The sequence below is a fragment of the Pantoea graminicola genome, from assembly GCF_048452665.1.
In the GTDB taxonomy this organism is placed as follows: Bacteria; Pseudomonadota; Gammaproteobacteria; order Enterobacterales; family Enterobacteriaceae; genus Pantoea.
In genome coordinates, this window is record NZ_JBLWSJ010000003.1 from 81,178 (window position 1) to 105,097 (window position 23,920).

At 49.1% G+C, this 23,920-nt stretch carries 29 protein-coding genes; 10 read left to right on the top strand and 19 right to left on the bottom strand.

The window, feature by feature from the left end:
* The 5 genes from ACNY69_RS08035 to ACNY69_RS08055 all read right to left on the bottom strand — a co-directional run bounded on the left by ACNY69_RS08035 (nucleotide 1) and on the right by ACNY69_RS08055 (nucleotide 3,413).
* Entirely contained in the window at nucleotides 1-204 is a 204-nt protein-coding gene (locus ACNY69_RS08035) for a tail protein X (RefSeq protein WP_418797868.1), read from the bottom strand.
* Nucleotides 204-674, bottom strand: a complete 471-nt coding sequence (locus tag ACNY69_RS08040; protein WP_150045045.1) for a head completion/stabilization protein — start codon at nucleotides 672-674, stop codon at nucleotides 204-206. The genes ACNY69_RS08035 and ACNY69_RS08040 overlap by 1 nt, the downstream gene beginning before the upstream one ends.
* A gap of 92 nt (nucleotides 675-766) precedes the next feature.
* Nucleotides 767-1,435, bottom strand: coding sequence for a phage terminase small subunit (locus tag ACNY69_RS08045; RefSeq protein ID WP_418797870.1), 669 nt, complete (start codon nucleotides 1,433-1,435; stop codon nucleotides 767-769).
* Nucleotides 1,436-1,438: 3 nt separating this feature from the next.
* Nucleotides 1,439-2,512: a phage major capsid protein, P2 family gene (locus tag ACNY69_RS08050; protein ID WP_418797872.1), complete on the bottom strand. Its 1,074-nt coding sequence runs from the start codon at nucleotides 2,510-2,512 to the stop codon at nucleotides 1,439-1,441.
* A 52-nt stretch (nucleotides 2,513-2,564) separates the two neighbouring features.
* Nucleotides 2,565-3,413 (bottom strand): GPO family capsid scaffolding protein, encoded by an 849-nt coding sequence (locus ACNY69_RS08055; RefSeq protein WP_418797874.1) that lies wholly within the window; start codon nucleotides 3,411-3,413, stop codon nucleotides 2,565-2,567.
* Nucleotides 3,414-3,557: 144 nt separating this feature from the next.
* Between ACNY69_RS08055 and ACNY69_RS08060 the strand changes: the two genes are divergently transcribed.
* Both ACNY69_RS08060 and ACNY69_RS08065 read left to right on the top strand, forming a co-directional pair.
* Complete coding sequence (locus ACNY69_RS08060; RefSeq protein WP_418797876.1) at nucleotides 3,558-5,321, top strand: terminase ATPase subunit family protein; 1,764 nt, start codon at nucleotides 3,558-3,560, stop codon at nucleotides 5,319-5,321.
* Nucleotides 5,321-6,352, top strand: coding sequence for a phage portal protein (locus ACNY69_RS08065; RefSeq protein ID WP_418797878.1), 1,032 nt, complete (start codon nucleotides 5,321-5,323; stop codon nucleotides 6,350-6,352). Before ACNY69_RS08060 ends, ACNY69_RS08065 begins: the two co-directional genes overlap by 1 nt.
* Before the next feature lie 50 nt (nucleotides 6,353-6,402).
* Here ACNY69_RS08065 and ACNY69_RS08070 read toward each other — a convergent pair whose 3' ends face one another.
* The 10 genes from ACNY69_RS08070 to ACNY69_RS08115 form a co-directional block, all read right to left on the bottom strand.
* Nucleotides 6,403-7,482, bottom strand: a complete 1,080-nt coding sequence (locus tag ACNY69_RS08070; protein ID WP_418797880.1) for a M48 family metalloprotease — start codon at nucleotides 7,480-7,482, stop codon at nucleotides 6,403-6,405.
* 490 nt (nucleotides 7,483-7,972) lie between these two features.
* Nucleotides 7,973-8,149, bottom strand: coding sequence for a hypothetical protein (locus ACNY69_RS08075; RefSeq protein ID WP_052270553.1), 177 nt, complete (start codon nucleotides 8,147-8,149; stop codon nucleotides 7,973-7,975).
* Between the two features lie 109 nt (nucleotides 8,150-8,258).
* Nucleotides 8,259-10,487 (bottom strand): replication endonuclease, encoded by a 2,229-nt coding sequence (locus tag ACNY69_RS08080; protein ID WP_418798246.1) that lies wholly within the window; start codon nucleotides 10,485-10,487, stop codon nucleotides 8,259-8,261.
* 66 nt (nucleotides 10,488-10,553) lie between these two features.
* Nucleotides 10,554-11,138 (bottom strand): hypothetical protein, encoded by a 585-nt coding sequence (locus ACNY69_RS08085; protein WP_418797882.1) that lies wholly within the window; start codon nucleotides 11,136-11,138, stop codon nucleotides 10,554-10,556.
* A complete protein-coding gene (locus ACNY69_RS08090) occupies nucleotides 11,135-11,362 on the bottom strand; it encodes a TraR/DksA family transcriptional regulator (RefSeq protein ID WP_150029483.1) in 228 nt (75 codons plus the stop codon). Before ACNY69_RS08090 ends, ACNY69_RS08085 begins: the two co-directional genes overlap by 4 nt.
* Complete coding sequence (locus ACNY69_RS08095) at nucleotides 11,362-11,592, bottom strand: DUF2732 family protein (RefSeq protein WP_111208992.1); 231 nt, start codon at nucleotides 11,590-11,592, stop codon at nucleotides 11,362-11,364. The genes ACNY69_RS08090 and ACNY69_RS08095 overlap by 1 nt, the downstream gene beginning before the upstream one ends.
* Nucleotides 11,593-11,659: 67 nt before the next feature.
* Nucleotides 11,660-12,001: a DUF5347 family protein gene (locus tag ACNY69_RS08100; RefSeq protein ID WP_111208993.1), complete on the bottom strand. Its 342-nt coding sequence runs from the start codon at nucleotides 11,999-12,001 to the stop codon at nucleotides 11,660-11,662.
* A complete protein-coding gene (locus tag ACNY69_RS08105) occupies nucleotides 11,965-12,153 on the bottom strand; it encodes a phage filamentation protein Fil family protein (RefSeq protein ID WP_187507370.1) in 189 nt (62 codons plus the stop codon). The genes ACNY69_RS08100 and ACNY69_RS08105 overlap by 37 nt, the downstream gene beginning before the upstream one ends.
* 9 nt (nucleotides 12,154-12,162) lie before the next feature.
* Nucleotides 12,163-12,672, bottom strand: a complete 510-nt coding sequence (locus ACNY69_RS08110; protein ID WP_418797885.1) for a phage regulatory CII family protein — start codon at nucleotides 12,670-12,672, stop codon at nucleotides 12,163-12,165.
* 31 nt (nucleotides 12,673-12,703) lie between these two features.
* On the bottom strand, nucleotides 12,704-13,105 hold the full coding sequence (locus tag ACNY69_RS08115) for a hypothetical protein (protein ID WP_418797887.1): 402 nt from the start codon (nucleotides 13,103-13,105) through the stop codon (nucleotides 12,704-12,706).
* A 114-nt stretch (nucleotides 13,106-13,219) separates the two neighbouring features.
* Between ACNY69_RS08115 and ACNY69_RS08120 the strand changes: the two genes are divergently transcribed.
* The 5 genes from ACNY69_RS08120 (at nucleotide 13,220) to ACNY69_RS08140 (ending at nucleotide 17,695) form a co-directional block, all read left to right on the top strand.
* Nucleotides 13,220-14,074 (top strand): helix-turn-helix domain-containing protein, encoded by an 855-nt coding sequence (locus ACNY69_RS08120; RefSeq protein ID WP_418798248.1) that lies wholly within the window; start codon nucleotides 13,220-13,222, stop codon nucleotides 14,072-14,074.
* 131 nt (nucleotides 14,075-14,205) lie between these two features.
* Complete coding sequence (locus ACNY69_RS08125) at nucleotides 14,206-14,883, top strand: DUF6610 family protein (RefSeq protein WP_418797889.1); 678 nt, start codon at nucleotides 14,206-14,208, stop codon at nucleotides 14,881-14,883.
* Nucleotides 14,880-15,503 (top strand): hypothetical protein, encoded by a 624-nt coding sequence (locus ACNY69_RS08130; RefSeq protein WP_418797891.1) that lies wholly within the window; start codon nucleotides 14,880-14,882, stop codon nucleotides 15,501-15,503. Before ACNY69_RS08125 ends, ACNY69_RS08130 begins: the two co-directional genes overlap by 4 nt.
* 383 nt (nucleotides 15,504-15,886) lie before the next feature.
* Nucleotides 15,887-16,927, top strand: coding sequence for a DUF4238 domain-containing protein (locus ACNY69_RS08135; protein WP_418797893.1), 1,041 nt, complete (start codon nucleotides 15,887-15,889; stop codon nucleotides 16,925-16,927).
* A gap of 342 nt (nucleotides 16,928-17,269) precedes the next feature.
* Nucleotides 17,270-17,695 carry an antiterminator Q family protein gene (locus ACNY69_RS08140; RefSeq protein ID WP_418797895.1) on the top strand — a complete coding sequence of 142 codons (426 nt, stop codon included), beginning with the start codon at nucleotides 17,270-17,272 and terminating at the stop codon, nucleotides 17,693-17,695.
* Between the two features lie 352 nt (nucleotides 17,696-18,047).
* On the opposite strand, the gene ACNY69_RS08145 is transcribed toward ACNY69_RS08140, so the two are convergent.
* The gene (locus tag ACNY69_RS08145; RefSeq protein ID WP_418797897.1) at nucleotides 18,048-19,058 is read right to left on the bottom strand and encodes a hypothetical protein; all 1,011 of its coding nucleotides are present in this window, start codon (nucleotides 19,056-19,058) and stop codon (nucleotides 18,048-18,050) included.
* A gap of 686 nt (nucleotides 19,059-19,744) precedes the next feature.
* Between ACNY69_RS08145 and ACNY69_RS08150 the strand changes: the two genes are divergently transcribed.
* The 3 genes from ACNY69_RS08150 (at nucleotide 19,745) to ACNY69_RS08160 (ending at nucleotide 21,720) form a co-directional block, all read left to right on the top strand.
* Nucleotides 19,745-20,050, top strand: coding sequence for a hypothetical protein (locus ACNY69_RS08150; RefSeq protein WP_146240822.1), 306 nt, complete (start codon nucleotides 19,745-19,747; stop codon nucleotides 20,048-20,050).
* Nucleotides 20,051-20,346: 296 nt separating this feature from the next.
* Nucleotides 20,347-21,369, top strand: coding sequence for an alcohol dehydrogenase AdhP (adhP, locus tag ACNY69_RS08155; protein WP_293771268.1), 1,023 nt, complete (start codon nucleotides 20,347-20,349; stop codon nucleotides 21,367-21,369).
* A gap of 213 nt (nucleotides 21,370-21,582) precedes the next feature.
* The gene (locus ACNY69_RS08160) at nucleotides 21,583-21,720 is read left to right on the top strand and encodes a hypothetical protein (protein ID WP_199559971.1); all 138 of its coding nucleotides are present in this window, start codon (nucleotides 21,583-21,585) and stop codon (nucleotides 21,718-21,720) included.
* Between the two features lie 218 nt (nucleotides 21,721-21,938).
* Here ACNY69_RS08160 and ACNY69_RS08165 read toward each other — a convergent pair whose 3' ends face one another.
* The 3 genes from ACNY69_RS08165 to ACNY69_RS08175 all read right to left on the bottom strand — a co-directional run bounded on the left by ACNY69_RS08165 (nucleotide 21,939) and on the right by ACNY69_RS08175 (nucleotide 23,756).
* Nucleotides 21,939-22,124 carry a hypothetical protein gene (locus ACNY69_RS08165; protein ID WP_288491823.1) on the bottom strand — a complete coding sequence of 62 codons (186 nt, stop codon included), beginning with the start codon at nucleotides 22,122-22,124 and terminating at the stop codon, nucleotides 21,939-21,941.
* An 87-nt stretch (nucleotides 22,125-22,211) separates the two neighbouring features.
* A complete protein-coding gene (locus tag ACNY69_RS08170; RefSeq protein WP_111138836.1) occupies nucleotides 22,212-22,472 on the bottom strand; it encodes a hypothetical protein in 261 nt (86 codons plus the stop codon).
* 141 nt (nucleotides 22,473-22,613) lie between these two features.
* Nucleotides 22,614-23,756 carry an acyltransferase family protein gene (locus tag ACNY69_RS08175; protein WP_288491759.1) on the bottom strand — a complete coding sequence of 381 codons (1,143 nt, stop codon included), beginning with the start codon at nucleotides 23,754-23,756 and terminating at the stop codon, nucleotides 22,614-22,616.
* Between the last annotated feature and the right edge of the window lie 164 nt (nucleotides 23,757-23,920).

The window sequence follows — 23,920 nt, forward strand, 5'->3', positions numbered from 1 at the left end:
TTAGTCCCACAGGTTAACGGTTTCGCCTGCTGATGATTCCGGCAGCTCAGGCAGCGTCACCTCGCAGCCGTGCGGCAGCACCGGCCCGCTTTCGGCCAGGCCCGGATTAGCCGAGTAAACCAGCCCGACAGCCTGACCGGTTCGCCCGTAATAGCGCTGACAGATTTCGTCAACGGTATCGCCCTGCTGTGCGTAAACGATCATCAGAGCAGATCCACAATGCAGCCGGGCTTACCGGCGATGCGGCTGATACTGAATCGCGCATCGCGCCAGTACTCGTCGGCGCTGGCCTCGATTTCGCCCGCCTTTTTTGTGCCGCTGGCGTCATAGCCGCGATAGCGTTCAGCGATGGTGGCGGCGGTCAGCGCGCCGACGGCGGCGAGGTAGGCCGTAACCTTTTCGCTCTCGCCGTCCAGCGATTCCGCAGGCACGTCGGCCAGCGTCTTAAAGCCCGCCGCCATCTGCGCGGCGCGCCAGTCGTACAGCTCGGCGTTTACTTCTGAAATCGCCGTTTTCACGGCCAGGCGCAGGCGCTGCGCCGTGACCGTTCCCTCATAGCGCAGCGAATCGCGCAGCTGCTGCAGGTCAACGTCAGGCCAGAAAAACGTATTCTTTACCGGCGGCTCGGCAGCGTCTGCCGGTCGCGGGGCGGGGATAACAACCGTGTTATTCATAATCGGCCTTTGAAATAGGTGGGCGGTGGAGGACGGCGCAGACACTGAAAGTGCGTTGCCGTCCTGCCGCCCGTGCGCGGGGTCGCGTTCGGTCAGCGGCTGGCGATGGCCTGTTTTTTCATCGCCGTTCCCAGCCGCTCTATGTCTTTTTTGACGCCGCAGCCGTCGTGCAGCTGATGCGCCCTTGCAAGATGGGTCATCGCCTCCGAAGCCCTGCCCGCATCGCGAAGCACATACCCGGTTATCTTGTGCAGCTTGGCGCGAACCTGGTCGGGCATGTCTTCGGATTCCGTCATCACAATGGTTGCCAGCAGCGGGTCAACATCGACCGGCGCTTTTGCCGTCCAGGCGCGCGTTGCCGCGCTGGCGACTTCCTCGGCCAGCAGATACGGCAGGCTGGCGCGCCTGAAGCCGTCCGGCGACACAAGGCCATGCATCAGCGCGTACCGGGCAATTTCCAGCGCGCCGGGTACGTCGCCCGCATCGAGCCGCCAGATCATGACGGTCATCAGCACGGCATCCTGTGCGCCTTTGCCTTTCTCCAGCACGCCGGACACCCACGGCAGGTACTCAGGCAGCAGCTGACGCTTAATTTCCGCCTTGCGCTCGTTGGAGTGCACTTTTTTCAGGCGGCGTTTGTCGTCATTCAGCTTGATGAGCATCTGCTCATAGCCGCTGGCGTGGCGCAGCGGGTTGTCGGCGTTCTGCGAGGCTTCAATAGCCTGCTGGCGCATGCGATGACGTCGGGCAGGGCTTAACATGCGTTATGCCTCCACTTCCTGCATAGTGGCTGCGGGTGCAGCGAACACACCGACTTCGATGTTTTCAACCAGGCAACCGGCCGCGTAATCCTCGATCACGTAGTCCTCATTGATTGACTCATAGTTTTCGATGCGGTCGCGCTTCGGCACCTCGTCAATCAGGCGGCGATGCGTGCCTTCCTGGAAGTAAATCGACAGGTTATCGGTGCGGGTGATAAACATGGCGTCGGCCGGGAAGTACGGCACGCGCACCGCTGGCAGACCGCCGATGCGTTTCTGACTGATAATGACGTCAGCGGCCAGCTGCTCGGTATTGGCCTGCGACTGGTTGACGATCGGGAAGTATTTATCAGCCAGCAGCTGACGGCCCACGATGACAACCAGCTCCGGGTCTTCCTGATACCACGGCTCGATCAGGGTGTTGGTGGCATCCATAACCAGCGCGTCGAGGCTGGCATAGTCGCCGTTTTTGCCGACGCGGATTTTTTCAGAGACAACGGTGCCGTCTTCCTCGGTGACTTTGCTCATCACGCGTTCAGGCGCATCGTTGCGGTACTTCTGCAGCCAGCCTACGGCCACGTCCTGCAGCATCGGGTTCCTGGCACGGTTTGAGGTTTTGGCGCGGGTCACGCCGTTGAAGCCGATCATGATGCGGTCAAGTGCCTGGCGCTTCACGATGGCGTCACGCAGGCGGGCCTGAAAATCTTCATAACGCGCCCACAGATCTAGGGTGTTATAGCGGATATGAAAGTCATAGTTGACCTGCACACACTCATAACCCTGCTTATCCAGCGCGGCAAAGTCAGCGGTTTCGCGCTCGTCGCCGCCTGCCGTATCGGTCACGCTGGCAATCGAGCCGGATACGCCGATCCCGATTTTCTCGCCCTTCATTTCGGACACCGGCACGATGTTGACGCGGGTCAGGAAGTCGGAAGACTCCTGCACGCGGTTCATCAGCGTCTGAGTGACCGACGGCTCAACGGTAAATTTCTTGTTCATGTCGTCGGTTTCGACGCCGTTCAGCTCGGCGAGGCGGGTCATGAACTGGTTAAACTTAAAGCGGGTATTCTTGCGCATTGGCGTTCCTGTTTATCTCTGTGTTGGGTTTTAACGTTCAGGCAACGCCTGATTAGCAGTCGGTCTGCGCGCCGGACTTCGGATCGCTGCCGGTTGCCGCCGGGCGACGATTAAAGCTGCCGTCGGTCTGTGAAAGCTGGCCCTGCAGCGCAGCGAAAGCGGCACGGTCTTCCCCGGCCTGCTGCTCGATAGCCTCCAGGCGTGCGGTGACGGACTGCTCCAGCGCCGACAGCTCCTGCGTCTGGCTCTCCGCGTTCAGCTGCACCTGCTCGGCGACGGCCGTTACTGCTGCGCTGACGTCGGCGAACTGCTCACCATCGGTTTTCTTTTTCGCTGAGAACATCGCCGAGATGCGCGCCAGCAGAGACGGTGACGGCTCCGCTGCTTCTTCAAACTCGATCACGGTTTCTTCGGCGGCGGTAAAAAGGTTGCCTTTATCCAGCTTGCGGGATGCCAGCGGATTAACTTTTGCCGTGGCGCTGAAGCTCAGGATTTCCGTGCCGAGGCTGGCCGGGTCGTCGGTGACGGCCAGGCCGACCAGATACGCCTCGCCCGTGTCGGCGAATTCAGGGTTAACCTCAATGGACGTGTAGATTTTCTGACGCGCTTTAGTCAGCTCAATAAGCTCAGGCGTCGGATCAATCCAGGCATACAGCGCCAGCTTGCCCTTGAGCGGGCCGTCGCCGATTTCTTCAGCCTCGACGGCGGTCACGTCACCAAAGCGGCGGAAAGTGCTGTCGGCGGCATAGCCCCGGATGTGTTCCATGTTGATGCGTGCGCCGTACATCGCCGGGTCATAGTTTTTCGCCATCTGCGAAATCCAGTCGCGGGAAATAACGCGGCCGTCAGTGGTTGCGCCCTCTGTTGCGATACGAAAACGCTTTGCTTTGATTGCTGCCATTAATCAGGCTCCGGTCAGGTGTTGGGTCGGTTCGGGGCCAGTTTCCCCGTCGCCACACAATCCCTCAACGAATGCCAGCCCGCTGATGCATCAGTAAACAGGCACAGCAGGCGCGCCATTTTCGACCCCGGTAGCCTTGCCGGTATGAAAACGACACCAACAACCATCATCAGCGATCCGCGCCGTCAGGCCGCGCTGCTTTACTGGCAGGGTTATTCCGTGCGCCAGATTGCGGAGACGCTCGGACAGAAAACGCCAACCGTGCAGAGCTGGAAGCTGCGCGACGCGTGGGAGGACGTTGCGCCCATCAGTCGCGTTGAATCCAGCATGGAAGCCCGGCTGATCCAGCTCATCATGAAAGAGGTAAAGGGGAATGGTGATTACAAAGAGATAGACGCGCTGGGCCGTCAGATTGAGCGCCTTGCCCGCGTTGAGCGTTACCGCAGCAGCGGCAACGAGGCCGACTTGAATCCTAACGTGCGCAACCGCAACCGGGGCGAGCGCCAGCCGGTCGTTAAAAACGAGTTCAGCGACGAACAGACAGATAAGCTGACCGGCGTGTTTATGGATAACTGCTTTGAGTATCAGCTCAACTGGCACCGCGCGGGGCTGACTCACCGCATCCGCAATATCCTGAAGTCGCGCCAGATTGGCGCAACGTTCTACTTTGCCCGCGAGGCGCTGATCGATGCGCTGACCACCGGCCGCAACCAGATATTTCTTTCGGCCAGCAAGGCGCAGGCGTACGTCTTCAAAAACTACATTATCGACTTCGCCCGCCAGGCTGATGTTGACCTGAAAGGCGATCCCATCGTGCTGCCGAACGGCGCGCGTCTGATATTCCTCGGCACCAACGTGCGCACCGCGCAGAGCTACACCGGCAACCTGTACCTGGACGAATATTTCTGGATACCGAAATTCCAGGAGCTGCGCAAAGTCGCCAGCGGCATGTCATTACACAAAAAGTGGCGTACAACTTACTTTTCCACGCCGTCAGCCCTGTCGCACAGCGCCTATCCGTTCTGGTCGGGCGAGCTGTTCAACAAAGGGCGTCGCAGCAAGGCTGATCGCATCGAGATAGACCTGTCGCATTCTCACCTGGCAAAAGGCGCGCTGTGCGGTGACGGGCAGTGGCGGCAGATTGTCACCGTTGAGGATGCGCTGACCGGCGGCTGCAACCTCTTCGATATTGACCAGCTGCAGCTTGAGTACAGCCCGGCGGAATATCAGAACCTGCTGATGTGTGAGTTCGTCGACGATGAGGCGAGCGTGTTCCCGTTCGCCGAGCTGCAGAGTTGCATGATCGACAGCCTGGAGGAGTGGGAGGACTTTAATCCATACCTGCCGCGTCCGTTCGCATACCGGCCGGTCTGGATCGGCTATGACCCGTCGCATACCGGCGACAGCGCAGGCTGTGCGGTAATCGCGCCGCCGCTCGTTGCGGGCGGTAAATTCCGCGTGCTGGAGCGTCACCAGTGGCGGGGCATGGACTTTGCCGCGCAGGCAAAATCAATTGAGGACTTAACGAAAAAATACACTGTGGAATATATCGGCGTGGATGCAACCGGCATCGGCCAGGGCGTTTTCCAGCTGGTACGCCAGTTTTACCCGGCCGCGCGGGAAATCAAATACTCGCCGGAAGTGAAAACCGCAATGGTGCTGAAAGCGAAGGACACCATCAGCAGCGGGCGGCTTGAGTATGACGCCGGGGCGACGGACATCACGCAGTCTTTTATGGCTATCCGCAAAACCATGACGGCAAGCGGCAACCGCTCAACCTATGAGGCGAGCCGCAGCGAAGAGGCCAGCCACGCCGACGTCGCCTGGGCCATCATGCACGCACTGTTAAACGAACCGCTTACCGCAGCCAGCGGCGGCGCTAACCCCTCAATTCTGGAATTTTACTGATGAGCAAACGCAGAGGCCGCAAGGCTCACACCGCCACCGCGCAGTCGGTACAGGCAACCGCACCGCAGCAGCACGCCGAGGCGTTTACCTTTGGCGACCCCACGCCGGTTATGGATAAGCGCGACATTCTGGATTATGCAGAGTGCATCGGTAACGGGCGCTGGTTTGAGCCGCCGGTCAGTTTTAGCGGGCTGGCTAAAAGCCTGCGCTCGGCCGTGCATCACAGCTCGCCGATTTACGTAAAGCGCAACATTCTGGCATCAACCTTTATCCCGCACCCGATGATGAGCCAGCAGGAGTTCAGCAAGTTTGCGCTGGATTATCTGGTCTTTGGCAATGCTTTTGCCGAGCTGCGCCGTAATGGCCTGGGTGAGCCGCTGCGCCTTGAAACCACCCCGGCCAAATTCACCCGCAGGGGCGTGAAGGATGGCGTTTATTGGTTTGTGAATGACTGGAAAGAGCCGCACGAATTTTCGGCCGGCAGCGTGTTTCACCTGCTGGAGCCGGATATTAATCAGGAGCTTTACGGCCTGCCGGAATACCTCAGCGCGCTTAACTCAGCCTGGCTGAATGAGGCGGCAACGCTGTTCCGCCGCAAGTATTACCAGAACGGCGCACACGCCGGTTACATCCTGTATATGACCGACGCGGCGCAGAGCAGCAGCGACGTTGACCGGATGCGCCAGGCGATGCGCGACACGAAAGGGCTGGGTAACTTCCGCAACCTGTTTATGTACGCGCCGAACGGTAAGCCGGACGGAATCAAGATCCTGCCGCTCAGTGAAGTCGCGACGAAAGACGATTTCTTTAACATCAAGAAGGCCAGCCGCGATGACCTGTTAAGTGCGCACCGTGTGCCGCCGCAGATGATGGGGATTATCCCGGACAACTCCGGCGGATTCGGTGACGCGGTGAAGGCAGCGCAGGTATTTGTGAGGAATGAGCTAACACCTCTTCAAGAAAGGATGAAAGAGATGAACAACTGGATTGGTAAAGACGTTATAGACTTTATACCTTATGAGCTAGTGTAAAATGTTATGTTAGATATATTACGCAGCTCAAGCATGGGCTGCGTAATCAATTAATAATCGACCCGATCTATAAGCACTTTCCCTCTCCACCCTCCCAAGTATACAGACCCATAATCTTCCCAAGATTCAATATTCACCGCAATATCTTCCTGAACAAAAGGGATAAGAATTTCAATGTTTTTCTTTATCATTTGAATGTTTTCAAAATCAATATCACACCTATCAGAAAAATGGTTAATCAAATTATCTATTCTATCAAGCGGATCAGGATGGGTCTTAATTCTGTTGAAGGATGGTGCTATCTGGTCATTAACATTCCTAAGCAGTTCTAAATAAGAAAAGAAGAATGCAGCTGATGTTATCATCTTATGCATCGAGGCAGGTGAAATGCATTGCCTTTCAATCGCATCTATATCAGCGTCAAATTCTTCCTGTTGTTCATGAGTGTAGTACTTAGGAATTTTATTTCCCACGCCCTCCAAAATATTATGCGCTACATCATCTATTAGGTTAGGATCACCCATATGCCCTAAAAAATAATGTGAATACTCATGAGCAACAATAAAAAGCAATTGTTGATCAACATAATCTAAAGTTTGTGAGTGAACCGCATCAGGAATTTCTCCCCTCGGGTCGATATCAAAATCTAAAGCTTCTGACTTAAGCATAATTCTCAAGCCTATTTTAAGCGCAGCATATCTTACATCATATGGTATATCACAATCTTCATAACTAGCAAGTGACAAAGTCATGAAGTATAAAAAGTATTTAAGAGACTCTGAAATCGTAATTATATTTCCATACTTAGTTTTTATTATCCTCCCATTGGGATCATTGCAAAATACCAGCCCAGCCGGAATGTGTTTGACCAACTCAGCATCATCAGAGGAAATCCTCGACAAATAATCATCAAATACTTTACTTTCAAAGCTATTGCTAAAACTCCATTCATTGCCGGCCTTCCTCATTCTGGCAAGAAAGACTCTAAATATCCTCACTTGTTCAACTGTAACATTTGCCCTAAGTTTTAGCAGATAATCGCTTTCGTTTTTAGGGTCTTTGATTCTATCTATTTCATCTTTATTACATAACGACATGTAAAACGACAAGTCATAAGTTTCCAAATCCATAGTCATCTCCATTAATCCTTATTAAGCCTAAAAACTTGACCAAAATGTATGTCATAACTTAAATATTGAGCAATTAAAAAAGCATACACAGCATGATTTTACACTTTAGCACGGATTCCTTTTCCCGCCACGCCCAAAGGTTTATGCATTTTTTTCTATGCATGTACCACGTAAGTGCTCCCGAACTTGTCATGTGGTTTTTTCTGTCGCATCCATGGTTTACTTTCTAACTTTACTCTAAGTTCTTTGTCACTTTCGCACACATGTTTGTACCCCTCGCGCGCAATGCTATCCCCGCCACGCCTGCCCGCTTTATGCATCGCTTTTCATGCAGGTGCATGTACCATCTCTGACCGCGCCAGCTCTGGCCTTACTAACGCTTAACGATCCAATTTGGATCATGCGGATTCATGCAACAATATGCACTTTGATGCAGAAGCAAAAAGCCACCTGAAAGGTGGCTAGTGAAGGGGAGGGAAGGGGGGCTTAATCATTCTGCCTGGCGGTATATGGCAGCTTCGAAAACAGATGTGTCGATTGTCCCTGCCATGTCGCTGATCATCGACAGTGCCATTTTTAATTCATCTTCTTTGCAGTGTGCGATCAATGAAACGTCAGCAATGAACTGGATGCGTGCAACCGTCTCGCTTAGATTATCTATATCCATCAATTGATTAACTCCTTCTAGTCAAAATATACTGTATGTATAAACAGTATCATGACGTTTTGGAATCGTAAACAATCGTGCAGCTCAGATTAGTCCGACTGCCGTTTTATTAATCAGACAGCTGTATGCCTCTTTTTCTCGCGAGCGCAATAGAGCGCTTTAGTGGAGTGGGATTTTTACGCCGTTTATGGAAGAGGTAGCCGCTTGTACCGCTCCAGTAAGAAAGCTCCCCAACCTTGATTGTGTGGCCTTTCATCATACGCACAGCTTCACCGTCGGACAGTGTTAACCTGGAGATCTCATAGAAACTCTTTTTCAAAGACTCACGCTCTCTATACTGACTCAGTTCAGAGTGATATTTGTCCGGCTCAGGTTGCTCCTGCGCTGGCTTTTCTTTCAATCGCTTAAGAATCTTTCTGCGCTCGGCGCGAGTAGGGGGCTTTGTGAAATCGATAGCGGCTTCAGAGCCTGTCGGCTCCGTACAGTTATTGACAGAACTCCGAGAGGACGCGGACGCGTCCTTAAATTCAAAACCCAAATCAACGGCACGTTTCGGGACAATCTTCCATTGCATCAGACGGGTTAAAATTGGTGTATCGTCGCCAACTTCAGTTGCGTAAACGCCCTTGATGCGCAAGGTTTCCTCGCCGTACTCATTCATATCTTCGCTTGCCTGATACCAGGTGCGCACAGCCAGATCGTCACGGCGCACGAACGGCCCGCCCTGGGCGTTAACGTATCCGGCCCAGTCTCCCGCGTCGGCGGCGTCATGCGCGGCCGCAAATTCAATGCTCAGGCCGTGTGCGGTTTCGCTGTCAGCCATGCGGCGCAGCTCGCGGTAAACAGTGACCGGCGCACCGCCCACAAACTGAAATTGCCGGATATGCCAGCGTGCTGCCCAGGCAGAAACGGCCGAGGCGGTTTCCTTAAGGTCTTTGCCGCTTTCGTCGTCTGTCTCACCGTCCAGCGCATAGCCGTCGATATTTTTGGAAATGTATTTAGCAACGTAACCCGTTGCGCTGCCTTTCTCCGGATCGATAGCCTCGGCGTGAAAACGGGCCTTACGGGCCTTGTCGGTTGTCAGCTCGCTGCCGTCTACCTGACAGGCGTAGTCGCGAATAATCTCGCGCACACGCTCAGCCTGTTCCGGGCGCATAAACATGAGCATGTGCCAGTGCGGGGTCGCATCATGATGAGGCTCAGCAACGCGGATCCCGAAGATGCGGATTTCTTCGCGATGCAGCTTGGCTCGGATTTTCTGCCAGACGCTGCAGAGATAACGCTGCGTGTCGGCCGGGCTGGCACCGTTCCATTTACGGTTACGATGCCCGGTTTTGATTGTGGCGTGATAGCGCGCGGGGGCGGTCAGCGTGTAGAACTCGCCGATAAAGCCCATATCATTGCAGATGTTTTCAAAGCCACGAATACGGGTCATCAACTCGCAGCGGCGGATCGCCGGGTTGGCCACGCTGCCGTCGTATTTCTCAATCAGGCTGATGCGGTTGCCTTCTTCGTCTTCCAGCTCCATTCCCTTCAGAAATTCACGGGTGCGGCGCTTCTGCTCGCGCCACTCTGAAACGGTCATGCTGCTGGCGTAGGGTGTGTGTTTTTTGCTGACGTTAGCCAGGGCAATCTGAAGATGCTCACGCCATGATGCGGCCACGCGGCGCAGTCGGCCTTTCCACCATTTTTCCGTCTGCATACGTATGATCGCCGGGGTAATTTCCTCCGGGTCAAACAGCCGCGACGTGACTTTATCCCACAATGGCGGCGTCTGGCTCAGTTCGCGGGTGATGGTAGCGGCAATCATGTAAACGCGGTGCGTGTATTTGTAATCTGACTCGTCGCTGGACTGCGCGTGAGCCTGTACCAGCTCGGCGAGGATGAAATTAGCCACATCCCCGGCCAGCAAATCGACGTCGGCGCGAGCCATATCCGGCAGTCGGTTGAAGCGGCGCATCAGCTCCCATAGCTGACCACCTGCGCTGGCCGCGCCATCCTGTTTAGTGGCATTACCTGCCAGCAAGTTAAATGCGCCGCCGCTCATTTCACGGAGGCGATATTGAGCGTTAACGGTTTCGACGCGTGGCAATGTGCGCTCAACGAAGGTTTTCGTTAAGTACGCATTGGCACGCTCAATACCCTGTGTTTTTTCCAACTCACTAAACCGACGCTTTACATCAATCTGAATCAGCGTCGGTTGCTTTTCGAGTAGTTCCTGCGCACGCACTAAAGCCGCAATCATCTGAGTGCGGCTGTGCATTTCCTCATAGGTTGGGTATGGGCTGGCAATGGCTTCCCGTGGAGCATTCCACGGGTAAGCGTATGCTTGCGGCACATCAGAAATAGTATTAGTTTCTTCGCTGATATTAAGAAGGGAGGCATCCAATGGAACCGGAATCATCTACTCAACGCCCTTATTACGCCGAGAATATTCATTTTCTGGATGGCGTGAGAGCGCCTCTACGCGCTGTAAGACTTTTATCAGCGCACGACATGTATGCTGCTTGCGACGCGTTTTTGGGTCAGACACAAAACTACCGACCAGAGCGCTGGCTTGGCTCAAAATCCAGTCGAGACGATCTTGTTCGTCTTTTCGTATGGAGTTTTGGAGCAGAGTGGCTACCTCACGGAGAATGGAAAGGCTCAGTTCAGCGCGCATTGAATAGCGTGCGCCAACAGCTAATGAGCAACCGTAGACACGAATTCGATGAGTGGGACGATTGGGAATCTCTACAGTCAGATATTCACATCTCGCTTCAAGCGACTCGCAAGACTGTTGAGTTTTTCTGCGCGGGCGACCCGCGATTTCTGCCAATGCCGACAGACCTGTTCTTGGTCCCTGATCACTTCGGGAAATTTCTTTGCTCACTTGTTGCCGGCACTGTGAGTCCGGCATGGATCGCAACGGTTGATAGCGAAATGACACCGGGATGCCGTAATGGGCTGCATCCGATTTATGCTGAACGTGAGATTTAGAATTGCTCATGCCGCACCGCCTTTGCGTGAATTGCCGAATCTTTCTTCGATGTCCTGGCAATTAACGCAGCGTGTAACTCCGTAAATAGCGCGGCGACGTTTTTCAGGGATAGGAGCGTTGCAGTCTTCACAGAAAAATGCAGATACACCGACAGGTCGATTAGTGATTAACGCAATATTGCGAGCCAGCATTTCGTCGGTGCGCTGCTGTACGATGTCCATTGAGTCAGCCATTAGTGCGCCTCCTCAATCTGTGCCTGGATTTTTTCCGCTTCTTGATTAAGCAGCTCGGCTGCTTCGATGTGTGTCATTCCATCACTACGAATTTTCCACGCCAATACATTGAGGCGGGAGGCCATAAGTTCTGCACGAGCAAGACGCTCTTCGCGACGCGCATCATTCAGCATCATATCGAGTTCGATATAAGAATCAGGCTTAGTGGTACCAGGTAATTTATTCAGCATATGATTTCCTCGTATTCAGGCAAAGCGAATCCCGGCGGGTTTACGCCAATTAATCGCTTTTATTTATTTAGTTCGAAAGAGTCATTCGTTTGGGGAACAAACTCACAACGGCTTTCAGATGGTTCATTGCGCGAATCAGTGCGTTTCTTTCATCGGTAGTGAGATCAGTAAAATCGGCTGAGTGCCGGTCTTTGCCGATGTGCGCTAGGAAAAAAATGGCGCTTAACACACGTTTGTTATCCTGATAATTACTGTCAGTCACATCGCGCATTTCAGCAATAAAACGGGCTACATCTTTTTCGCAATTACCGCCCATCAGTTGCGCGCGGAGTAGAGCGACATGATTCAACGCTGCAACGCGTTGACCGGTTGTCAGTTCGACCAGCATGGAATCGCCTTCGATAGCCATGATTTGCTCCTCTTGGGTAATGCCTGTGCTTTGACTTCTGAAGCTGACGGCGTTACTGGATTCCAGCGCTTACCGTTTTCTCCCATGATCCAGCCGTGTCCGTATGACATGGATGGGCTTTGGCGTTTAAGCCTTGCTGCCAATGAGATCATGATTACCCCTCAACTCATGCCAAATGATGCACCGATGCCGCTGATAGCATCGACAGTTGAGGACAGTGCCGGGTTAGCCTGAATACGCGCTTGTACTGCCATTGCGGCCAGTGTTAAGCAGCGAATACCGCTATTAACGTTTTGCAGCAGGCCACGTTTACAGTTGGCTGTCATAGGTTCTTTAGAGATTGCGCCAGCTGCCAACTGGCCCACTTCTGCAGTAGCCTTCATCACATACAGGGGAAACTTCTCATTAGCGACTTCATTTACTGGCACGCAGGGGAGGCACTGGATTTGCGCCAGCAGACCATCAACTAATGTTGCATCTTCAGTGACATCAGTGAGAGCTAAAACCTCTAAGACGGTAAGCTGATGCGGCTGATCTGGATTCAGTTTGTTACGCAGCGTTTGTGCACGCATGCCGGACTGCTTAGCGACGTCTTCCATGTTGTGAGCTAAGGCGAATTTACGACAGGCATCGTCGTAATGGTTATGGGTAGAAACCTTGAAATCAAACATGCTCAGATCCTTCTTAACTTGCAAAATCAAGTTATGGTTTGATGTAGCGGCATTTGATTGCTTGTTGGCGGTTCTTCTCACGCCATGCAGCAACATTGATAAGCGGGTTACCATGTTTGGTCATGGTGGTTTCAACTACTTCGCCGGTCTTACGATTGGTTCGGTTCTGCGTGTAGGTGAAAGATGGGGTAGGGGCGAGCAGCACAACTCCGTTAGCAATCCATTTTTCCAGCACTGACAGGCTAATGCGGTTGGCTGCAGCGAAGTCCTGCTTGGACATTGTTGGGGATGTGGCGAGCGTGACGGCTTTGTTTACGGCGTCGTTTACCGCTTTGCTGATAGCAGGCATTAAAATGGCGGCGACATTGGCAATAAAATCTTGAGATTGCACTAAGTCAAATGCGTTCTGGCTGTTTGCATTTTCAGTATGCATAACGCAATATCTCCTTATGATCGTTTTGTTCTATGGTGTTTCATGTGGTGTGAATGCACTTTAGATCGTAAAAACGATTTGGTAAATGATTATTTATCACTTATTGGTGTTTTTATGATTGAAGAGAAGGGCGGTAGTGCTCAGATTCTCGAAAGACTTATGTCTTCTTATGGGGTTAATACCCAAAAAGAATTGGCTGCTGCTCTGGGTATACCAGCTAACAACATCAGTGGCTGGACGCAGAGAGACAATGTACCTGGTAATGCGATTATCAAATGTGCATTAGATACAGACGCGGATTTGCGCTGGTTAGTGCAGGGTAAACTTGCAAAAGCAAGTTATGAGGTTTCTAAGGAAAGCCTGTCGGGTGCTGCGTTACATGCAGAGGTGATGGCAAATGGTGGAAAACCAGTTCTACGGCGTATCCTCGATGCTTATGGTTTTACTATGCAAAAGCAACTCTGTGAATTGCTAAAAATTTCGTCTGGTACAGTTAGCACTTGGGTGCGTCGAAATTATTTTCCAGGTGATGTTGTTGTAACTTGCGCACTTGATACGGGAGTCTCTCTGGAATGGTTGGCTACGGGAAAAAATAAGGCGAATCGGTTTGACAGTAACAGTTTGCCTGAATTCTCTCAAATTAGAAAAATTGTTAAAAGTAAGTTGGTTGCTGGGAAATTAATAGAGGATGGGTTCTATTATTTCGATAGTTCGTTTATTTCTAAAGATATAATCGACCCGACATTTATTGAGTCAGTGACTAAATCTTGGTTAGTTGATATGGGACAAAAAGACATCAGCAACGGAAGATGGGTTATTAATATTGATGGTAATCTAGATGTTTACGATGTTACTAGAGTTCCCGGAAACAAGATTAGCATTGTTGGAAGATCATCTGGCTTTGAGTGTAGTGTTAGTGAGGTTATTCCACTTGGAGTAGTAGTGCAAACTTTAGAAAATAATATCTAAACCTTGCGGCGGAATAAAATTCAAGTGGTTGATGTATAGGGTTTTTCTAAATATTAAATGCTATAAACTATGATTTTTAATTTTCGTAGAAATTAAGTTTTATCATTTTTTTTGCTATTAAAAGGATTTATATGGTTCATAAATTCGTTTCGCATGGTAAGAAAGTGCTGTCTATCTCAGAAAAGCATGGCTGGTTGCCCGGGGTTAAATATACGAACCTGCGGAATATAAAAGGTGTTGATTTTGAAAAAAAAGGTTTTCTGGATATTGATTGGAAGAATTATTCTTTTGAAAGGCATTTGTCTGCAGTAATTGAAAAGAAGCCTTTTTTAACTATTGCCAGAGATGTTGAGGATATATATCAACTTGATAGCATACTCAAGCAAGCTGAAGTATTAAAAAAGCATTGTGAGCACGTTGCTATAGTGCCAAAAGATATTCGTATGAATGGAAATATAACCTCGCTCATACCAAAAGAGTATATATTGGCATATAGTGTTCCTACAAGGTATGGCGGAACACAGGTCAGTTTAAATAGTTTTGATCGAAAAGTTCATTTGCTAGGTGGAAGGCCCGATATACAGAGAGCTCTTGGTGATAAATTAGATGTTTTTTCCATTGATGGAAATAGATTTACTCTAGATGCAAGTTTTGGATATTACTTTGATGGTATTAGGTTTGTTAAAAACAAAATAAATAGCTATGATTATTGTCTTGAGGAGTCGATAAGGAATATCTTTTTAATTTGGAAGGGCTATAATTCTGACTTTAATACTAGAAGTAACTTTATTTATGAGGGGGCGATATGAGCGTTGGAAGAGAAGACTTGCTATTGAAGATGTATGAGGTTCTAAATAATGAGATAAGCAGGCATATAACTGTTATATGGCAAAGTATAAGTGTAGTTGTAGGTGCGTTTACATTACTTTCTTTGGTAGAAAAAAACATCATGAATATTGATGTTGCAATTAGTATAATATTGCTTCTAATTACTTGGTTATTTGACCATCTAATTGACTCTGGATATTGGTATAACAGAAACTTAGTAATGATAGCAAATATTGAAAGGCAATTTCTAACCGTTGGTGATCAAAAAGAAATTCATTACTACTTTGGTTCGCATCGTTCAAAAAATAAAATGCTAACGCATTTAAAAATTCAAAGAAATCTTGGGGTTGGGCTTGCCTTAATTGTGATAGGTTATCATTTTTTGACAAGGGTATATAGTGGCTTTTCTCTACCATTAACCTTGGATAACATTGATCCCTTAAGGGTTCTCCCATATTTTGTAGTTTTATGGAGTTTATTTTACATTCCTAAGCAGATAAAAGTAACAAACGAGAAGTACGAAGAATTCATCCGTAATTCACCGGGTAAAGTCATAGATACAAGCAGTGTAACCTATGGTGTAGGTCATCCTACGAAGTGATGACAATTTTAATAAAAGCAATTCATATTAAAGGGCACCTAAACATATATTATGTTAGGTGCTATTAAATAGATTGAAAATATTAGCTCTCAATTAATCTCATCTTGGTAAATGAAGTATTAATAAGTGATGAGTCGCTTTCTTAATTTTAAAAGGTTGAAAGCACCATGATTTTAAGAGTAGAGATTATAATCTATAATTGAGTGGGTTTTATTATCTTTGTTAGTGAACTCCTCAGGCCTGCATAGTTGGTTAGGATGAAATTCATCTTTAGTGACGCTTGTGGGTCTTTTTAATATTATAATTGGTCTGGGTCGCGTCTATAAGAGTTCGCTAATAACAGGCTTTACTCAAGACAAATAGTTATTAATGGTGAGGGTATCATGGCAGGTAAAAGACAACATTACATACCTAGATTCTTACAGCGTGGTTTCCTAACGGGGGATTTAAAAAAACAAAACACATACATGTATTTGAATGGGGGAGGAGTGCGATCTTCTAATATTAATAATGTTGGCGTTGAAGGGTTTTTTTATTCAATAGATGGTGATGCTGAATTAGATGATATGTACACAAATTTGGAAAATGATTATGCGTCAATAATAAATAAAATAAGAGTGCATTCATTTAATGAGCTTAATAGCTCTGACCTAGCTAAAATCATTGGTCACTTTGAAGTGCGAACTAATAACTTGAGAAAAAGTTTTTTATCTTCAAGTACATTATTCTTAGATAAAATGGCGGATGCTTTTTTAGATATTAATGTGCTTAACTCTTTGATTCTGAATGAACTTAAAAAGAAGTTTTTAAAGGGTGGTATCATTGATAATGTATTCAATAATCTTGAAATTCATGGGCAAGATCGTGATGCTCTATTTGAACGCATCCTGCCCATGATAGAGGTGAATATCGAGCATTACTTAAAGTTTTCTATAGAACCCATTAAGAATTCATTTAAGTTAGCTGTAAATGAAAGGTTGAAAGATGTCATAAAAAAAGGACATATAGATGGTATGCTCAAACCTGTTTCGGAAAATAAAAAGTTAAAAATTTACGAGTCTCTAGATTATGGAATAATCAATACTGATTTTAGTCTTATACTAAGTGACTCTATGGTTATTTTTGAGTTTGAAAATATTAAAGATTTTAAACCGTTCTATGATATTAAAAATACTTTAAAGTCAGTGTATTTACCAATATCAGCTAATATTTTAATTTATGGGACAAAAGATAATTCTGTACCAAATCTCAAAGTTATCAACGAAATGAGTGCAAAATGCTCAAGTGATTTCTTTATAGCTTCTGAAATTAGCTCTGATTTTTCTTCACTTCAACACTACATAGGGAAAAACTGCGCTCTTCTCACTGATTCTGAAATGAAAATTATCCTTAAAGATGTCATCAGAGAGCAACTTTCTCAATAACCGCTAAAGCCATTAAATCGCCAATCATGCTTATAACGTACTGATTTTTAGACTTTCCTAAAGTATTCGGTCTTTTTTTGGCGCTAAGATGTACGAAGACTTTGCTATGCTGTGCTTCTCCCCCGGACATAAGATTCAGGGAACAAAGCAATATCAAGCACACTATCCCGGCTATTGGCAAGCAACCTGACTCAGCCTGAATGATCAGCTACTGATTGCTGCGTAGATTCATGGCGCCTGGCGTCGCCCTGCGCCGCTCCATGATGACGTGGTGCGATTCAAGCCATTTGCTCAATGTTGAATTATATCAGGCCCTTTTTTAAAGCCGTTCAAGAAGGGGCAATGGAGAGTGGTTTTCTCATTATAGTTGTTGGCTTCGATAGCCTGGTCTGTCGCGCCCTCGCGGGTTATCTTACCCGGAATAAATCCAAAGATATTAGCTGTACCGACAATAACACACTGATAATGGATAGTTATCCTGATAAATTGAAGCTGAATCTGAAGCGCCCGGATGAATATGCCTTTATAGTTAAACATTACAGCAAACATGTGAAAGCGGGCATTGGAAAAAGTTTAACTTCAGAAGGTATGATCCGCATTAAACTCCCGCTAGGAGAGGGGCTTCCTGAAAGAACCAGGCTAACGCCAGGCATAGAACCGGACATGGATGGCCATATCAGTAGGGTCAAAGCCATAGATTATGGCATATTACCCTATGCAATTAAGGAAAGTAGCTGTGTTTCAATGCAAGTAAGCCGCCTAATGTAGCAATAAGAGCGCAGCATACAAAACTGAATGCAGAAGTATAAAAAAATGCTGGCATCCATTTAATTAAGTCACGGTCGTTTTTTTCAAAAAAACTGTAGGCTTCACTGTTGCTTTCAAGGAAGAAAACCTTCTTTTTTCTGTCTAACCCAATAAAGAAATATGCCAGGGGTGTAGCACCAAAAAATCCCGTGTGACAGTGAAATGAGTAGGGTGCCGGGAACTCGTAACGCCTTTGGAATATTTCCAGAATTTTATAATATTTTTTTCTGTTGGCTGCATAAATTAATATTGACGCAATAAAGCTTAGCAAACAAATACAGATGAGTGATAATCCGATGAATTTTATTGTCATTCAGAAGCCTATGCCTTGATAAAAGGAATCTAAACCCCAGTTCATAAACTCGCCAGCTGCGTAACCAGCTGCGACTGAACCTATTGCAGCACAAGCAACACCTCCGACTCCAGCAGTGGTTATTCCAACTGCGGCGCAAATGCCTAATCCAGCGGCTGAACCTATTATACCACCACCCACTCCAGCAGCTGTAGAAAGTCCAAATTTAGAATATTCTTTAAAAGCTGTTTTACTACACTCGCCTTCTCGTCCTGTGGTACAGGTATTAACAACATTGTTAGTGGTGCCAAAAAAAGAGAAGCCTATTCCGATGTAGCCACCCCTTTTAAGGAAACGTGCTGCTTTAGCAGCGTTACCGACATAAGTTGAATATCCTGGAATTGCCCCGACGCCTACAGTGGACCATTCATGCACAATCGAGCGGCTAGATAGGTTTAGCGCTCTTTTCATATTTTCATACTGCTGGAAATTAATTGAGTAACGAGCAAGGTCTTTAAGTATGGGCTTATTAACTAAATCCTTTAACTGATTGAGTAAATGATTTCGCTCGACAAAAAACTGCTGTCCAATCAGCGTTCCCTGAGTGCGAAACTGATTCTGATAACTCGCTTCAATTTTCTTAAGGGTTTGTTCTATAGCGTTGAAATATTTTTCACCCGCATCACCTGCGGTTCCAAAAATCTTATCACCAACACTTGTTAGCGCTGCAATTGTCCCGTAGTGCTTTTGCATAAAGCCAGACTCTTCGGCACTAACGCCGATTAATGCCCTATCAGTTTTTGTTTTTGCCTGTCTTAGCGTTTTAAGCGCATGTATGGTCATAGGTGCAGGAGTGTCGGGATCGGCCACGATAAGGATTTGTCCCGGTCTTAACCAGGGAGTATCGGCATTCAGTTGCATGAACATATTACCGGCCGGGCTGCGAATGTCCGTGAAAAGCTGTCTTGCCTGATGATCCAGCGAGCCGGGGCGCTCAACAATACAATATCCGGGGGCCAGGTTACGAGCCATGAATCCTTTCTCCATCGATCGGTACCGCCAGCTACAGACGGCAAAAAAATTGCATCTAATATAAATAAATCTACTACATTACGCAAAAAATGTTGTTGTCTGTCATGGTTGGTTACTACGTACTGCTACTTGCTATTAAGGATTATTTACAAAGTGTGTGAGATGCAAGCGCCCGAAGTCTCACCACGAGTGTGCGTATTTATTTTGAGAAAAAAGCTATTTTTATAAAAGTGCCCCCCCTGATGCGTTTCATTCGCGAGTTCATTCATTCGCTTTATATATGAGGCCTGAAGGCACTTTTTTTACTGAAAGGGCGTTAAGAATGGCGTTTATTGATTTGTAAACGACTGAAAAAAGCCGCGAGAATTGTGTCCGGTAGCGAGTTTCACCTACTGGAACCGGATATCAATCATAAACTGTACTGTCTGCAGGAATACTTCAGCGACCCTAATTCGCCTGGCTGCATGAGGCGGCGACGCGGTTCCGTGCAAATGATGGGAATGACACCTACAACACTCTCAACTTTGGGAATGCGATAAAACCTCAGACCAATCTTCGGTACAAATTCCCCAAATTTGACCCAGATCAATCTACTTCGCAAGAGGCCCCGGACAAGCTGAGACGTTTACTCACCGTATAAAAAGGCAGTCGTAACCTGACGGGGTCATATTAAATCAGGATAGGTTATGTTCTTGAAAAAAATTATTCCGTGTCTGATTGTCGCATTGGGCAGTGTCTCAATGTCAGGTTGCGTTATGGCCGAACCGGGTCACTATGGTCCGGCGTCTGGCTGGCATCATCACCATCATTCTGCGCAGAGCTGGAATGAGTATGGCCCGGCGTCCCCTGTCAATGTTGCTTCACAGCACATGGGGCCACCGCCAGCACCGGACAGTGCTTCTCAGCACATGGGACCACCGCCGGCACCGGGCAGTGCCGCTCAGCATATGGGACCACCTTCTGATGGTGGCATCCATCGCTGGCAGCCTTAATCTGCCATCCATTCTCATCCGGCGACAGGGGCATTTTATTGCCCCTTTTTTCACTGTTTAAATCAAGCCACACGATTTTCACTGTTAACAGTATTCTTACCAGGCAGATAGTTGTTTCCCGCTTTATCCTGTTTCGCCTTCGTAAAGTGTCACTTTATTAATTCACCCCTGAAAGCCGACCCCGCTCGCAAAAGTAAAAAACAACGTCGCCAGTCTCGCATCTGAAGCTTATCCGTCATCTTGTCATCATCTCCGTTTGGCTTATTCTGAATGCCCAATCAAATGGAGGAACGTTTATGAAAGCAGCAATTGCTACCAGTGAACATCAGGTTGAAGTGGTTGAGAAGACGCTGCGCCCTCTCAAAACCGGTGAAGCCCGGCTCAGGATGGAATGCTGCGGCGTATGCCACACCGATTTACACGTGAAGAACGGTGATTTCGGTGATAAGACCGGCGTGACGCTGGGTCATGAAGGGATCGGTATTGTGGAAGAGGTTGCCCCCGATGTTACCTCGTTAAAGCCGGGCGATCGGGCCAGCGTCGCCTGGTTCTTCAAGGGCTGCGGACACTGCGAATATTGCAACTCCGGTAATGAAACGCTCTGCCGTGAAGTCGTCAATGCCGGTTATACGGTGGATGGCGGCATGGCGGAAGAGTGCATCGTGGTGGCCGATTACTCGGTCAAAGTGCCAGAAGGTCTTGATCCCTACGCTGCCAGCAGCGTGACCTGTGCCGGGGTCACCACTTATAAGGCGGTGAAGGTCTCTGAGGTAAAACCGGGTCAGTGGCTGGCTATTTATGGCCTGGGCGGACTGGGAAACCTTGCTCTGCAGTATGCAAAAAACGTCTTCAACGCGAAGGTTATTGCGGTTGACGTCAGTGACGGACAGCTGGCTCTGGCGAAAGAGATGGGTGCCGATCTGGTGGTTAATTCGGCCAGCGAAGACGCGGCACGCTTCATTCAGGAGAAAACAGGTGGGGCGCATGCGGCTGTGGTCACGGCCGTAGCAAAAGCGGCCTTTAACTCGGCGGTGGATGCCGTCAGGGCCGGCGGACGGGTCGTCGCCGTCGGGCTGCCACCGGAAGCGATGAGCCTGAATATCCCGCGTCTGGTCCTCGACGGAATTCAGGTGGTGGGATCGCTGGTCGGCACGCGTAACGATCTGGCTGAAGCATTCCAGTTTGCCGCAGAAGGCAAAGTGGTGCCGAAAGTAACAAAAAGGAAGATTGGCGAGGTTAATGCCATCTTCGATGAGATGGTTCAGGGAAAAATCCGCGGCAGGATGGTGATCGATTTTAGCGGCCAGACGACGGAATAAGGCCCCCGGTTAAAAGCAGATGCCCGCCTGGTGCGGGCTTTTTTGTGCCTGATTCGTCAGGTCCGCTATTCCTGACGCGCTGAAAATCATTACGCAGAAGCATTAATAAGATCTGCTTTATGTTTCATGATGTGATTTTTACTTGAACTTTACCGGTAACATTCTAATTTAAAGGTGGAAGTCTGATTACACACATCTGAAGGAGGGGTATTTATGGCGAAGCACCATTTTTTCAAATCCATTGAAATGGCGGCAATTGTGCTGTTTGTACTATTGCTGGCGTACCTGGCGGTAACCGGTCTGATGTCATCGACCGGGATGGATCACGCCTGGCCTTATCCCACTAAGTAACTGAATGCAGCACCAGGGAAAACGACGTAAACATAATTCTGATAAATATTTTTGCCCCTGACGGCAAGTTTTCACCGCAGGAAAAATGAGGTCTGAACTGCAGCATAGCTTTCAGATTCAGCGATATGCATGAACTATCGTATGGGCGCAAAGAGCTGAATCTTTTTGTTCCTGCCGCTGAAAAATAAAAACCCCGCCATCGCGAGGTTACAACGTATCTACACCAGACTGACCGAAAGGAGCGTCAGCTCTTCAGTATCCAGAGACAGGCTCTTTTTCGTCTCAAACATAAAGGCTTCCAGCGCCTCTTCGACATTGTCGCCTTCTATAAAAGCGTGCGTGGTAATATGATTTTCGCCTTCGGGCTTAATCACGTAGGAAACAAACCATTTTTTCTTTTCCATACTATTTATCCTTTTCTGAACAGGTAAGCCCCATTCCGGCTTTCGCCGGATGGCAGCAAAAACGGCACGATGTCTGCCTGATGAAGGCTAATCCAGCGGGGCAGGGTGCAGCAGATCGATCACATCATCGATTTCATTGCTGGCCGCGTGGCGATCGAGGGCAACGGCATAGTATCGTCCTTTACAGTAGTGCTTCGTGACCGCCACCCGATGACCGGTGTTGCTGTCGGCCTCTCCGCCACCCAGGGTCTGCAGGTGGGGCGGAATCACCAGTTCACTTTCAAGTTGTTCTGCGTCAACGATCACCGCGCCACCGTCATTCGACAACAGCAGATGCTGAATGCTCATGTTCTCTCCTCTGGGTCAGATTGCTAACCGGGAAAGTGTAGTTCACCCCAGCGGGCATGCGGGTTTCTGTGCAGAGGAATTGATAAACAGGGGCCGTAAAAAAAGCCCCGTCTGGGGCTTGGTTAAGAAGGGCCAGCTTACTCACTGCGCCTGCTCAGCCAGTTTCGGCTTCAGCACGCGCTTGCCCATCCGGATACCCGGCTTCTCGACATACTTATAGAGCAGCGAGGCCAGCGCATAGGTCAGCGGAATCGCGCAAACGCAGACAATCAGGAAGCGCGTCATATCACTCTTAAACTCAATGTCCGTGTGGTTGAGCAACTGCGCAATCATCGGGATAACAATCAGCAGGTGCAGCAGATAGACCGAGAACGACACGTCGCCCAGCCAGGTGCTGAGGCGGTTGTTCAGCAGCTTGCGCGGCAGGGCGATAAGCGTTGCCCTCAGGCTGCCCTGCGGGTATTGCCACAAAATCGCCGCCATCCCCACAATCATCAGCGCTTCCATAATCACCTGCAGTTTGATCACACCCATCCCCATTGCCACGCTGGCGACCGGACCGAGCAGCGCAAAGGCGACGTAGAGCAAAGATTTCCGGCGGACGGCTTCCGCCAGCAGCATACCGGCCAGGAACATGTGCAGCTTTATCAGGATCATTGAGGGCATCTCGAACGCCTCATAATACTCCGCCAGCAGATAACGCCCGGCGCAGCAGAGTGCCATGATGCCAGTCAGTGAGGCCGCATAGCCCAGGCGCAGCGTAAGCAGCATGATAAAGGGGAACAGCAGGTAGAACTGCATCTCCAGTCCTATACTCCAGTCAGGCAGCACGGTGTTAAAGCCATATTCCGGCAGCAGGCCGAACAGGAAACTGAAGTGGGTCAGGATATTCGCCAGCGACTGGTCGCTGTAACGCGAGGATTCTGTCGCGGTGCCGGAATAAAAATGAGCAATGGTGTCGCGCATTTCACCGAACCACGGGCCGTAAATCAGGGCGATGATTAACAGCAGATAGTAGAGCGGGGCGATGCGAAAGAAGCGGCGGATCCAGAACGTTTTGATGGTCTCTGCACGCTGCCACGGCTCTTTCTGCTGGCGCTCAACGTAGTTTTTTGCCATCAGATAGCCTGACAGCAGAATAAACAGATCGACCCCGATGCCAGGCGATGAAATAAGCGTGATATGGCAATGGATCAGTAAGCTGATGTGGCCAACCAGCACCCAGAGAGAGGCAAGGCCGCGCAATCCCTCCAGCTCGGTGGACCAGCCGCGTGTGGCAGACATAATTCTTCCTCGTGTCATTCTGTTTCTGGCGCTCACTAAGCCCTAAGGCGGGAGTTATGTAAACGGCCCTTTACAAAAGTGAGAAAATTCCGACCACGGATCGGTGGTGAAATCAACCGTAACGGCATGAAAAAAGCACAGGAAGATAAGGATGCGCAGAGGCA

Excerpts from the sequence above, each read along its gene's own strand:
- ACNY69_RS08035 (WP_418797868.1), bottom strand. The coding sequence starts at position 204 with ATGATCGTTTACGCACAGCAGGGCGATACCGTTGACGAAATCTGTCAG.
- ACNY69_RS08040 (WP_150045045.1), bottom strand. The coding sequence starts at position 674 with ATGAATAACACGGTTGTTATCCCCGCCCCGCGACCGGCAGACGCTGCC.
- ACNY69_RS08045 (WP_418797870.1), bottom strand. The coding sequence starts at position 1,435 with ATGTTAAGCCCTGCCCGACGTCATCGCATGCGCCAGCAGGCTATTGAA.
- ACNY69_RS08050 (WP_418797872.1), bottom strand. The coding sequence starts at position 2,512 with ATGCGCAAGAATACCCGCTTTAAGTTTAACCAGTTCATGACCCGCCTC.
- ACNY69_RS08055 (WP_418797874.1), bottom strand. The coding sequence starts at position 3,413 with ATGGCAGCAATCAAAGCAAAGCGTTTTCGTATCGCAACAGAGGGCGCA.
- ACNY69_RS08060 (WP_418797876.1), top strand. The coding sequence starts at position 3,558 with ATGAAAACGACACCAACAACCATCATCAGCGATCCGCGCCGTCAGGCC.
- ACNY69_RS08065 (WP_418797878.1), top strand. The coding sequence starts at position 5,321 with ATGAGCAAACGCAGAGGCCGCAAGGCTCACACCGCCACCGCGCAGTCG.
- ACNY69_RS08070 (WP_418797880.1), bottom strand. The coding sequence starts at position 7,482 with ATGGATTTGGAAACTTATGACTTGTCGTTTTACATGTCGTTATGTAAT.
- ACNY69_RS08075 (WP_052270553.1), bottom strand. The coding sequence starts at position 8,149 with ATGGATATAGATAATCTAAGCGAGACGGTTGCACGCATCCAGTTCATT.
- ACNY69_RS08085 (WP_418797882.1), bottom strand. The coding sequence starts at position 11,138 with ATGAGCAATTCTAAATCTCACGTTCAGCATAAATCGGATGCAGCCCAT.
- ACNY69_RS08090 (WP_150029483.1), bottom strand. The coding sequence starts at position 11,362 with ATGGCTGACTCAATGGACATCGTACAGCAGCGCACCGACGAAATGCTG.
- ACNY69_RS08095 (WP_111208992.1), bottom strand. The coding sequence starts at position 11,592 with ATGCTGAATAAATTACCTGGTACCACTAAGCCTGATTCTTATATCGAA.
- ACNY69_RS08100 (WP_111208993.1), bottom strand. The coding sequence starts at position 12,001 with ATGGCTATCGAAGGCGATTCCATGCTGGTCGAACTGACAACCGGTCAA.
- ACNY69_RS08105 (WP_187507370.1), bottom strand. The coding sequence starts at position 12,153 with ATGATCTCATTGGCAGCAAGGCTTAAACGCCAAAGCCCATCCATGTCA.
- ACNY69_RS08110 (WP_418797885.1), bottom strand. The coding sequence starts at position 12,672 with ATGTTTGATTTCAAGGTTTCTACCCATAACCATTACGACGATGCCTGT.
- ACNY69_RS08115 (WP_418797887.1), bottom strand. The coding sequence starts at position 13,105 with ATGCATACTGAAAATGCAAACAGCCAGAACGCATTTGACTTAGTGCAA.
- ACNY69_RS08120 (WP_418798248.1), top strand. The coding sequence starts at position 13,220 with ATGATTGAAGAGAAGGGCGGTAGTGCTCAGATTCTCGAAAGACTTATG.
- ACNY69_RS08125 (WP_418797889.1), top strand. The coding sequence starts at position 14,206 with ATGGTTCATAAATTCGTTTCGCATGGTAAGAAAGTGCTGTCTATCTCA.
- ACNY69_RS08130 (WP_418797891.1), top strand. The coding sequence starts at position 14,880 with ATGAGCGTTGGAAGAGAAGACTTGCTATTGAAGATGTATGAGGTTCTA.
- ACNY69_RS08135 (WP_418797893.1), top strand. The coding sequence starts at position 15,887 with ATGGCAGGTAAAAGACAACATTACATACCTAGATTCTTACAGCGTGGT.
- ACNY69_RS08140 (WP_418797895.1), top strand. The coding sequence starts at position 17,270 with ATGGAGAGTGGTTTTCTCATTATAGTTGTTGGCTTCGATAGCCTGGTC.
- ACNY69_RS08145 (WP_418797897.1), bottom strand. The coding sequence starts at position 19,058 with ATGGCTCGTAACCTGGCCCCCGGATATTGTATTGTTGAGCGCCCCGGC.
- ACNY69_RS08150 (WP_146240822.1), top strand. The coding sequence starts at position 19,745 with ATGTTCTTGAAAAAAATTATTCCGTGTCTGATTGTCGCATTGGGCAGT.
- adhP (WP_293771268.1), top strand. The coding sequence starts at position 20,347 with ATGAAAGCAGCAATTGCTACCAGTGAACATCAGGTTGAAGTGGTTGAG.
- ACNY69_RS08160 (WP_199559971.1), top strand. The coding sequence starts at position 21,583 with ATGGCGAAGCACCATTTTTTCAAATCCATTGAAATGGCGGCAATTGTG.
- ACNY69_RS08165 (WP_288491823.1), bottom strand. The coding sequence starts at position 22,124 with ATGGAAAAGAAAAAATGGTTTGTTTCCTACGTGATTAAGCCCGAAGGC.
- ACNY69_RS08170 (WP_111138836.1), bottom strand. The coding sequence starts at position 22,472 with ATGAGCATTCAGCATCTGCTGTTGTCGAATGACGGTGGCGCGGTGATC.
- ACNY69_RS08175 (WP_288491759.1), bottom strand. The coding sequence starts at position 23,756 with ATGTCTGCCACACGCGGCTGGTCCACCGAGCTGGAGGGATTGCGCGGC.